The organism is Streptomyces sp. NPDC127097, assembly GCF_042724075.1.
Taxonomy (GTDB): Bacteria; Actinomycetota; Actinomycetes; order Streptomycetales; family Streptomycetaceae; genus Streptomyces.
Genome location: NZ_JBHXFI010000020.1, coordinates 112,121 through 122,612, shown reverse-complemented (window position 1 = coordinate 122,612; position 10,492 = coordinate 112,121). Strand labels below are relative to the sequence as shown.

Below are 10,492 nucleotides of genomic sequence, written 5' to 3'. Positions count from 1 at the left end.
AGGGAGAGGTGGCGGAGGGTGTGGTGGGTGCGGTGGGGGGTGGGGGGAGGGGGCGGGGGTGGGGGTGGGGGGTGGGGGCGAATCGGCAGGCGCGAGCGCCAGGCTGCCGGGCGTCCCTCCGCCCAGGCGGACCAGCGGCGAGTCGAGGTCGAGCCGTACTGCCGCACCGGTTCGCTCTGGACCCACGGCGGGGCCGTCGACACGGTCCCCCGCCCGGTCCCTCGCCTGGCCCCCCGCCCGGTCCCTCGCCTGGCCCCCCGCCTGGTCCCTCGTGTGGTCCCGCGCCCGGCCCGTGGGGCGGTCACCGGCCGGGGCGGATCCTCCCGGCGGCGCCAGCCGGTCCCACCGTGGGTTCAGCCCCTCGGTCCACAACGCCGCCGCCAGTCGGCGGAGTTGGACGGGGCCGTCGCGGCGGGAGTCGACGGCCGCGACGGCGAGATGGTCCTGGCCGTGGAGGGTGTCGGAGACGAAGCCGGTGAGGCTGCCGGCGCCTGCCTGGACGAAGGCGCGGACGCCCGTTTCGTAGAGCCGTCTGGTCAGCTCCTGGAAGCGGACCGGTTCCAGGAGGTGCCGCAGTACCAGCCGGCGGATCGCGGAAGGGCCGTCCGGGAAGGGGGCGGCTGTCGTCGCCGACCATACGGGCAGCCGCTGGTCCCGTAACGGCAGGGCGTCGAAGGCGGTGCCGGTCTGGTGGAGGTAGGGCGCCCACATCGGGGTGTGGAAGCCGGAGCGGAAGGGCATCTCCTGGGCCCGTACGCCCTGGCCGGCGAGTCTGCGGACGGCCTCGGCCAGCGGCTCCGGCGCTCCGCAGATCACCGACTGGTGCGGGCAGTTGTCGTGGCTGACCGCGATCCGCTCCAGGCCCGCGAGCGCGGCGGCCGCCTGCGCGGCGCCGCAGCCCAGGGCCGCGTAGACCAGGTCGGGTACGGCGAGCGAGCCGGGCCGCAGCGAGTCGAGGAAGGCGTCCACGGCCTCGGGCGGATACATTCCGGCGACCACCATGGCGGTCCATTCGCCGAGGCTGTGGCCGGTCAACAGGTCGGGTTTGAGGCCCAGTTCGTCCAGGGCGCGGGCGAGCAGGCGGCCGACGGCGAGGCTGTCCACGGCGCGTTCGACCAGACCGGTGCCGCCGGAGACCGCGGGCCGGGGCAGGGCCAGCAGGTCGGCGAGGTCGTCCACCCGGGGCGGCGGCTCCGCCTCCAGCCCCGGGAAGAGGAAGGCGAGCCGCGCTCCCTCCTGCCGGGCGTGCGGACCGAAGAACGGGGCCGGGGTGAACCACACCTCGCCCCGGCCCCGCCAGGGCAGGCCACGGGCGAGGATCTTGGCGGCGAGGGCGCGGCGCTGCGGAGTGGGGTCGAGGAGGGCGAGCCGGCAGGGGCCGTCGTCGTGCACGGGGGCGCCGGGGTCCCTCGGCGCGCCGTCGCCCTTCTCCACGTCCCGTAAGGCGTCGGCCAGTTGGGCGGGAGTGCCCCCGGCGAGCAGGATGGCGTGCTCCGGCTCGACGGTACGGAGCTGGGCCGTCCGCCGCACCGTCCGCTCGGCCGTACGGAGCTGAGCCGCCCCCTGCCCCGCCCCCTCAGCCGCCCGCAGCGGAGGCGTCCCGTGCGGGGGCGGCGCCGCCGGGGTCCGTCGGCCCGGGGCCTCTTCCAGGACGGTGTGGGCGTTGATGCCGCCGAAGCCGAAGGCGTTGACGGCCGCGCGCAGCGGTGTCCGTCCGGCGTCCCACGGCTCGGCCTCGGTGACCGGACGCATACGGGTCCGTGCCAGCCCCTCGTGCGGCTCGTCCAGATGCAGGGTCGGCGGCAGCGTCCGGTGGTGGACGGCGAGCGCCGCCTTGATCAGTCCGGCGATCCCGGCGGCCTGCATGGTGTGGCCGAGCATCGACTTCACCGAGCCCAGGCCGACCGGCGGAAGGCCGGCGCCGGGCGGGCCGAACACCCGGGCCAGGGTGTCGAGTTCGACGCCGTCGCCGACCGGGGTCCCGGTGCCATGGGCCTCCAGCAGGCCGAGCGCCGCGGGGTGTGCGGGGTCGAGCCCGGCACCGGCCCACGCCTGCTCCAGCGCGCTGATCTGGCCTTCCGGCCGCGGGCTCATCAGGCCGGCGGCACGGCCGTCCCCCGCCACTCCCGTTCCGCGGATCACCGCGTACACCCGGTCGCCGTCGCGCTCGGCGTCGGCCAGGCGCTTGAGGAGGACGACACCGGTGCCCTCGGACAGCAGGGTGCCGTCGGCCCGGCGGTCGAAGGGGCGGATGTGCTGGCTGGGGCTGAGCGCCCGCAGCTGGGTGAAGACGCTCCACAGCGTGGCGATATGGCAGTGGTGCACGGCTCCGGCGACCATGAGGTCACAGCGGCCGGCGGCCAGCAGATCGACGGCCTGCGCCACGGCGAGCAGGGAGGAGGCGCAGGCCGCGTCGAGGGTGTATGCGGGGCCGCGGAAGTCCAGCCGGTTGGCGGTGCGGGCGGCGGTGAAGCTGGGGACCAGGCCGATGGAGGCTTCGGGCTGTTCGGGGCCGAGGCTCGCCTGGAAGGCATCCCGTACGGCCGCGATCCTCGGCTCACCTAATTCCGGGACGAGTTCGCGCAGGGTGACGGCGAGCTGATGGGCCGTACGGACCCGCTGGTCGAGCCGGGCGGTGGCGACGCCCATGAAGCCGCCGCGGCCGAGGATGACGCCGATACGGGAGCGGTCGGCGGGCAGCCGCTCTTCACCGCCCGCGTCGGCGATGGCGTCGGTGATGGTGCGCAGAGCGAGCAGCTGATCGGGCTCGGCCCCCCGGACGGCGGCGGGCATGATGCCGAAGCGGGTGGGATCGAAGGCGGCCGGTTCGGCCAGGAAGCCGCCCCGGCGGCAGTAGAAGCGGTCGCTGCGGGCGGGGCCCTGGGCAGCGTGCGGGTCGTAGTAGATCTCCGGGTCCCAGCGGCCGGGCGGCACATCGGTGATGCAGTCGGTACCGGCCACCAGGTTGCGCCAGTACGCGGCGAGGTCCTCGGCGCCGGGGAACAGCGCCCCCATGCCGACGATCGCGGCGTCCGTGGGCCGGGGGCCGGTCTGCCGGGCGGGTCTCTCACTCATCGCCCGTCCCCTCCCCGCCGGTCTCCGCCGCCAGCACGACCTGGGCCGCCGTACCGTGGGCCAGTTCGTCCAGGAGGGCGTCTGCCGCGGCGTCGGGGTCCAGGAGCGGGATGCCCCTGCGGGCGTAGGCGCGCGCGAGTTCGGGGGTGACCATGCCGCCGCCCTCGGCCGCCCACGGGCCCCAGTCGACGGCCAGGACGCGCCGGGACGTGCGGGCCGACCAGGCCGTGGCGAGGGTGTCCAGGGCGTCGTTGGCGGCGGCGTAGTCGGCCTGGCCGCGGTTGCCGAAGACCCCGGCGACGCTGCCGAAGAGGACGAGGAACCCGCTGTCGTCGCCGGCGGCGGACAGCAGATGGCGGGCGCCGTCGACCTTGGTGGCGAAGACCCGGGCGAACGAGGCCGGGTCCTTGTCGCGCAGCAGCTTGTCCGCCAGGGTGCCGGCGCCGTGCACGATCCCGTCGAGGCGGCCGTGCCGGGCCCGGATGTCCCGGACCACGGCGTGTACGGCGGCCTCGTCGCCGACATCGGCCGCGTGGTAACGCACCGAGGCGGCGAACGGGGACAGGGCCGCGAGGGTGGCGGTGATCTCGCGGCGGGCCAGCACCGCGCCGGCGGCCGCCTCGATCTCGGCGGGTCTGCGGAGTCCTTGGGCGAGCAGCGCGGCACGCAGCGCGATGCGGTCATGGGCATGGGCGAGGGCCGGGTCCTCAGGGGTCTCCATCAGGGGCGTCCGGCCGAGGAGTTCGATGTGGCACCCGTGCGCGCGGGCCAGGGCGAGGGCCGTACGGGCGGTGATGCCGCGCGCCCCGCCGGTCAGCAGCACCACGGAACCGGCGCCGAGCGACGGCCGGCCGGGGACGGCCCGGTCGTCCGGCAGGGGTGTGGGGACGGCGCGCAGGGTGGTGCGGGTGCCGTTGGTACGGCCGACGACGACCGGCTCCCCGGGGGCGCAGAGTTCGGCGAGGAGGTGGGCGGCGATGCGTTCGGGGCGGTCCTTGGGGTCGAGGTCCACGGCGCGGATCAGGATGTCGGGGTATTCGAGGGCGGCCGTACGGGCGAAGCCGCGCAGCCCGGCACCGGGCAGCGGGTCGGGAGCGTCGGCGGTGGCGTCCTGGCCGAAGGTGCCGCCGGCCGCGGTGGCCAGCAGCAGACGGCGGGCCCCACCGGTCAGGGCGGCGCGCCAGGCTGCGAACTGTCCGGGCAGGACGGCGCCGCGGCCCGCCCGCAGGGCGCTGAGATCCACCACTCCGCCGGTCCCGTCGGCGGCGCACCGGACCAGCCGCTCGGCGGGGACGGTGCGTACCCGTGCGCCATGGCTCTCCAGCAGGGCGGTGAGGGCCAGCGCCACGCCCTGGCCGTCCTCCACCACGACGAAGTCACTGCCCGCCACCACCTCGGCGGGCGGCCGGGCCGCGGGCGGGCCGAGCGGGGTGACCCGGACCAGGGAGCGGGTGGGGCGCAGCGGCACCGGGCCGGCGTCGGATGCCTCCTCCGGGGCGAACGGGTCTGTGGTGGCGGGCGCGGCAGCAAGCACCGCGGGCTGCACCGGAGCGACCGTCGCGGCCGGTGTGGCAGGTGTGGCAGGTGTGACAGGTGTGGCAGGAGCTACCGGCGCGAGCACGGCTTCGGCCGGCGTCGGCGGCGGCTCCGGGCGGGCGGCGGCGATCCAGTCGACGATGCCGCTGATGGTCTTGACGCGGGCGAGCTGTTCCACGGCCGACTCCATGGCCCCGTCCGCGTCCTGCGGCAGTCCGATCCGGTCGGCCAGCGCGCCGACGATCTCCACGCGCTTGATGGAGTCCACCGAGAGGTCCGCCTCCAGGTCGAGCCCGGCGTCGAGCATCTCGTGGGGGTAACCGGTCCGCTGGTGGATGATCTCCCTTACGGCATCGAGGAGTTCGGCGGGACTCAGGGGCCGCGGGCCGGTGGCGGGCGGCTGGGCGACGGTGGGGTCGGCAGCGAGCGCGGGCCCGTCGGCGACCCCGGCCGCGCCCCCGGCTCCGCGCCCGGCTCCGCTCCCGGCCCCGGCGGCTTCGGTGTACGCCGGGACGGCCCACTCCTGCACGGATGCCGACCCGACCGGCTGGGCGGGCGCGGGGGCCTCCCCCAAGTACCGCAACACCACATCCCGTTGGGACGCCACCAGCTCGCGCGTGGTGCGCAGATACTCCAGCACGGCGTCGTGCCGGGCGGCGTCACCGGCAGCCGCGCCGCCGCCGGGAGCCGCACCGCCGCCGGAAACCGCACCACCGCCGTCGAACGCCGCGCGCTGCCCGCCCGCCGTCCGCGCCGCGTCCTCCTCACTCCCTCGGGTGTCCACCCGCCGGGCCGGGCGCAGTCCGCCGGGCAGGCAGGCGCCGTCTGCGGTGCGCACCGTGTGGCCGTTCACCAGCCATCCCGGGCGGCGGGGCGGCGCGTCGGGCAGGAGTTGCGCACGGCCGCGGAACAGCGCCTCCGGGTCGACCGGGACCCCGGCCGCGGCGAGCCGGGCCAGGACGTGCGGCAGCCGGGCCAGCCCGGACTCGCCGGGGACGTCCAGCGCGAGGGCGGTGTGCGGACGTTCGCCGAGGATCTGCCCGACCAGACCGGTGAGCACCCGGCCGGGCCCGGCCTCCACGAAGGTGCGCACCCCGGTGGCGTACATGTCCTCGATCTGCGCCACGAAGCGCACCGGCGCGGCGACCTGGCCCGCCAGGGTGTCCCGCACCGCGGACGCCGCGCGGGCGTAGGGGCGCGCGGTGGCACCGGACCAGACCGGGAAGGCGGGCGCGGTCACCTCGGTCGCGGACAGTTCGGCGGCGAGCGTGTCGCGGGCGGCGGTGAGTTGCGGGCTGTGGAAGGCGCAGGCGACCGGCAGCCGGCGCGCCTCGGTACCGGCCGCGCGCAGCGCCGCCACGGCCGCTTCCACGGCGTCCGTCGGGCCGGAAATCACGCTCTGTTCAGGTGCGTTGTGGTTGGCGACGACGACACCGGTGTCGCGGGTCAGCTCCCGTACCCGGTCCGGTGCGGCCACGACGGCGGCCATCGCGCCGGGGTCGTCGCCGGCGGCCGAGAGGATCGCCTCGCCGCGGCGCGCACTGAGCCGGAGCAGCGCCGCGGTGTCATAGGCGCCCGCCGCCCACAGGGCGGTCAGTTCGCCGTACGAGTGCCCCGCCGTGCAGTCGGGGCGCACCCCGAGGGTGGTGAGCAGCCGGTGTGCGGCCGCGGAGGCCAGGCCGAGCGCCGGCTGGGCGACCCGGGTGTCGGTGAGGGCGGCCTGCTGGGCGGCCCGGTCCTCGGGGGTGAAGGCGGCGGGCGGGAACATGGCCGCGACACAGTCCGGATCGGCGTCGTCCAGGAGGCCGCGCAGCGCCGGGAAGGCGAGGAACAACTCGCCGAGCATTCCGGTGCGCTGGCTGCCCTGGCCGGGGAAGAGGAAGGCGAGCAGCCCGGGGTCGGCGTCACGGGTGCGCGGGTGGACGCCGTCGGCGGCGGTGAACCGGCGGGCGGGGACCAGTTTGGCGGCGAGATCGTCGAGGTCCTCGGCCACCACGCAGACCTGGACCGGCCCGTCCGCCGCCGCGGTCTCGGCGGCCAGGTCGCGCAGCGGCCACGGGCGCCCGGCCTGGTCGTTCGCCGCCAGTCGCGCGGTGAGGCGGTCCATCGCGCGTACGGCGGCGGACCGGTCGGCGCCGCGGAAGCAGAAGAGCTCGGCGGGCCAGTCCGTGAGGGCGTGGGCGGGTTCGGGGGCGCCGTCGTAACCGGCGAGCACGGCGTGGTAGTTGGTGCCGCCGAAGCCGAAGGCGCTCACTCCCGCGATGCGGCGGGCCACCGGGACCGGCCAGGGCCGGGCGTGTCCGGTGTCGAAGCGGAACGGGCCGGTGTCCGCCTCGGCGGGCCGGGTCAGATGGAGGGTCGGCGGCCGCACTCCCGCGTGTACCGCACGGGCGGCCTTGATCAGTCCGGCCAGGCCGGCGGCGCATTTGGTGTGCCCGATCTGCGACTTGACCGAGCCGAGCGTGCAGCTGCCCGGTGCCGCGCCCGCGGCCTCGAACAGCTCGGTGAGGACGGCGAGTTCGGTGGTGTCACCGACGACGGTTCCGGTGCCGTGGGCTTCGAGGAGGCCGACCTGCGCGGGGCTGATCCCGGCGCGGTGGTAGGCGCGTTCCAGGGCCCGCCGCTGGCCCTCGGGCCGTGGTGCGGTCAGCCCGAGGGACCGTCCGTCGCTGGAGGTGCCGACCGCTTTGACGACGGCGTAGACCCGGTCGCCGTCCCGTTCGGCGTCGGCGAGGCGTTTGAGGACCAGACAGCCGACGCCCTCGCCGAGCGCGATCCCGTCGGCCGCCGCGTCGAAGGGCCGGCAGCGGCCGGTGGGGGACAGCGCCTGCACGGAGGCGAACATCAGGTAGTCGTTGATGCCGTTGTGCACATCGGCGCCGCCGCACAGCGTCATATCGGCGTCGTGGTCGCGCAGTTGGCGGCAGGCCAGATCGAGTGCGGCGAGCGAGGAGGCGCAGGCGGCGTCCACGGTGCAGTTGGCGCCGCCCAGGTCGAGGCGGCCGGCGATGCGTCCGGCGATGACGTTGGCGAGCACGCCGGGGAAGGAGTCCTCGGTCAGCCGGGGCAGTTCGGCGTCGAGGGCGGGCGGCAGGTCGCCGAGGTAGGCCGGGTGCAGGGCGCGCAGCCCGTAGGCGCCGGCCAGTTCGGTGCCCGCCTCGGCGCCGAACACCACGCTGGTACGGGCGCGGTCGAAGTCCCGGCCGGCGTATCCGGCGTCCGCCAGGGCCTTGGCGGCGGCGTCGAGGGCGAGCAGCTGCACCGGTTCGATGCCGGTGAGGGAGGCCGGAGGGATGCCGTGGGCGAGGGCGTCGAAGGGGAGCGGGGGCAGGAAGCCGCCCCAGCGCGACGGGGTGCGCTCGCCCGCCCGCGCGGGGTCCGGGTCGTGGTAGGTGGCGGCGTCCCAGCGGTCGGCGGGCACCTCGGTGACGGAGTCGACGCCGGTGACGACGTTGGACCAGTAGCGGGCCGTGTCGGGCGCGCCGGGGTAGCAGCAGGCCATGCCGACGATGGCGATGTCCAGCGGCGCCGCCTCCCGCTCCGGCTGTGCGGTCGGCGCCCGGAACTCCTCTGCGCGCGCGGCGAGTTGTGCGGTGGCGCCGTCGGTCACGGCGGTGTGCAGCGCGGCGACGGTGGTGGTGGCGTGCCGGGCGGTGGCGGCCTGGCCCAGCATGTACAGGCCCTCCCGGCGCTGGTCGCGCTCCCCCACGGGCGCGGGCGGCCCGCCGTCGGTGTGCCGCAGCCCCTTGCTCGCGATCCGCAGCCGTCCGAGGTTGCGCCGCTCCAGCTCCTCCCAGCGGGCCCGGGGGTCGGTGCCGTGCGCGGCCAGGCGCCGGTCGGCCGCGGCGAAGTCCTCGGTATAGGCGGTGTCGGCGCAGCGCGTGGCGTGTCCCGGGGCGGTCCGCAGCAGTACGGTCCGGTCGCAGGCCAGGGCGGTGTCCTGGAAACCGGGGAGGACGGCGCCGGTGGCCACGGCCTCCTCCGTGAAGAGGTAGGCGGTGCCCATCAGGACGCCGATGGTGGCGCCGAGTTCGGCGAGCGGGGCGGCGGCGGCCGCGGCCATGGCGGCCGAGCGGGCGTCGTGGATACCGCCCGCGAACAGCACGTCCAGCCCCTCGGCCGTCCCGCCGTGCGTACGGGCATGCGCGGTCAGCCGCTCGATCTGCTCGTCCCACAGCGGGAAGCTGGCCCGGGGGCCGATGTGTCCGCCGCACTCCTGCCCTTCGAAGACGAACCGCCGGGCGCCCTCGGCGAGGTAGCGCTCCAGCAGTCCGGGCGCCGGGACATGGAGATAGGTCCGGGTCCCGGCCGCTTCGAGGGGCGCGGCCTGGGCGGGCCGGCCACCGGCGATCAGGGCGTACTCGGGGGCGAACTCAGCGACCGCGGCGAGCGGTTCGCTCCGCAGTTCGGGCGGGGCGAAGCCGAGCAGGCCGACGCCCCAGGGCCGTTCGCCCAGCCGCTCGGCGGTCTCGGCCAGCAGTCGGCGGACCCGTGTCCCGTCCATGACGGCGAGCGCGAGAAAGGGCAGCCCGCCCTCGGCGGCCACGGCCGCGGCGAACGCGGCCTCGTCGCTGACCCGGGTCATCGGCCCCTGGGCCACCGGGAGATGGCGGGCGCCGGGGCGGGGGGCGAGCGGGCGGAGGCGTGCCGCGGCGTCGAGATGACCGGTGAGGGCGGCCCGTACGGCCTGCACGATGCCGCCGGTGGTGCGGTGGCGGGCGGCGAGCCGGGCGGCGAACGCACCGTCCTGCCCGATGGGGAGCAGCTGGGTCCGCAGGTTCCGGGCGCCGAGGCGGGCGGCGATCCGGGCGGGGTCGGGGGCCGGGTCGGGGTCAGGGTCGTGGGCGGGGTCGTGGCCGGTGGTTCCGGCCTCCGCTCCCCCGCCGTCCGCTTCCCCGTCCTGAGCTTCCCCGTCCTGCGCCCCGGCTTCGGCGTCCACCGCGGGCGGACGGAGGTCCGGGCGGGAGAGGACCCGGTGGCCCGCGACGAGGGTGGTCTCGCTGCCGTCCATGGCGCGGATCGCGGCGGCGACCGCCCGGGGCAGCCGCTCCTTGCCCTCGGTGGTGAGCGCGAGCTGGGAGTCGAGCAGCACTCCGGCCGCCCCGCCGGCCACGGCCGCGGCGGCGGAGTGCGGGCCGATGCCTCCGGCGGCGAGGACGGGGACGGTCACGGCCGGGTCGGCCAGCAGACGCTGGAGCAGGACACAGGTGGTGAGTTCGCCCACCCGGCCGCCCGACTCGTGGCCGCGGGCGACGAGCGCGGAGACCCCGGCGGCACAGGCCGCGGCGGCCTCCTCCGGGGTGGTGACCTCGGCCCAGACGCGGCGGCGCCCGCGATCGGCCCAGTCCGCCGGCCGCCCGGGCGCCGGGCCGTGGGCGGCCTCCGGCCCGGCGGCGGCCCAGGCCCGTGGGTCGGCGAGCAGCACGGTGTCCACCGCCATGGGCAGATCGGCGGGCGTCAGCGGGCACCCCACCGGTATCCGCACGCCGTGGGAGAGCCCTTCGAGCCGGGCGAGCGCGGCGCGCGCCGGGCCGGGGTCCCGGCCGAGGTCCAGCAGGCCCAGCGCGCCCGCGCGGGCGGCCGCGAGGACGATCCGCTCGCCCGGTTCCTCGAACGGCGAGAGCGCCACGACGAGATCGCGGCCGGCGGACCCGGGGCGGGCGGGCCCGGCGGGGGCGGACCCGGGGTGTGCGGCACCGGCGGTCCGGGCGGCAGCGGCGGGCCCGGAGCCGGAAGGCCCGCCGGACCCTGGACCGTTGGGCGGAACGTCCGTGCCGGTAGATCTGGAAAGGGGGGTGCCGGGGAACGGGGGCCGGGGGACCACGGGCGCTCCTTCTGCCGGGGGCGAACACGCTGACCACTGCCACCTGCGGTAACCAGC

General features: G+C 77.0%; 2 protein-coding genes. Both read right to left on the bottom strand.

What is annotated here, in order from left to right; translation table 11 throughout:
- Nucleotides 1-3,075 (bottom strand): beta-ketoacyl synthase N-terminal-like domain-containing protein (locus tag ACFWJW_RS17885; protein WP_387241632.1); only part of this gene is annotated, 3,075 nt, incomplete at its 3' end.
- Entirely contained in the window at nucleotides 3,068-10,240 is a 7,173-nt protein-coding gene (locus ACFWJW_RS17880; RefSeq protein WP_387241629.1) for an SDR family NAD(P)-dependent oxidoreductase, read from the bottom strand. The genes ACFWJW_RS17880 and ACFWJW_RS17885, both read right to left, overlap by 8 nt.
- Nucleotides 10,241-10,492: the final 252 nt, after the last annotated feature.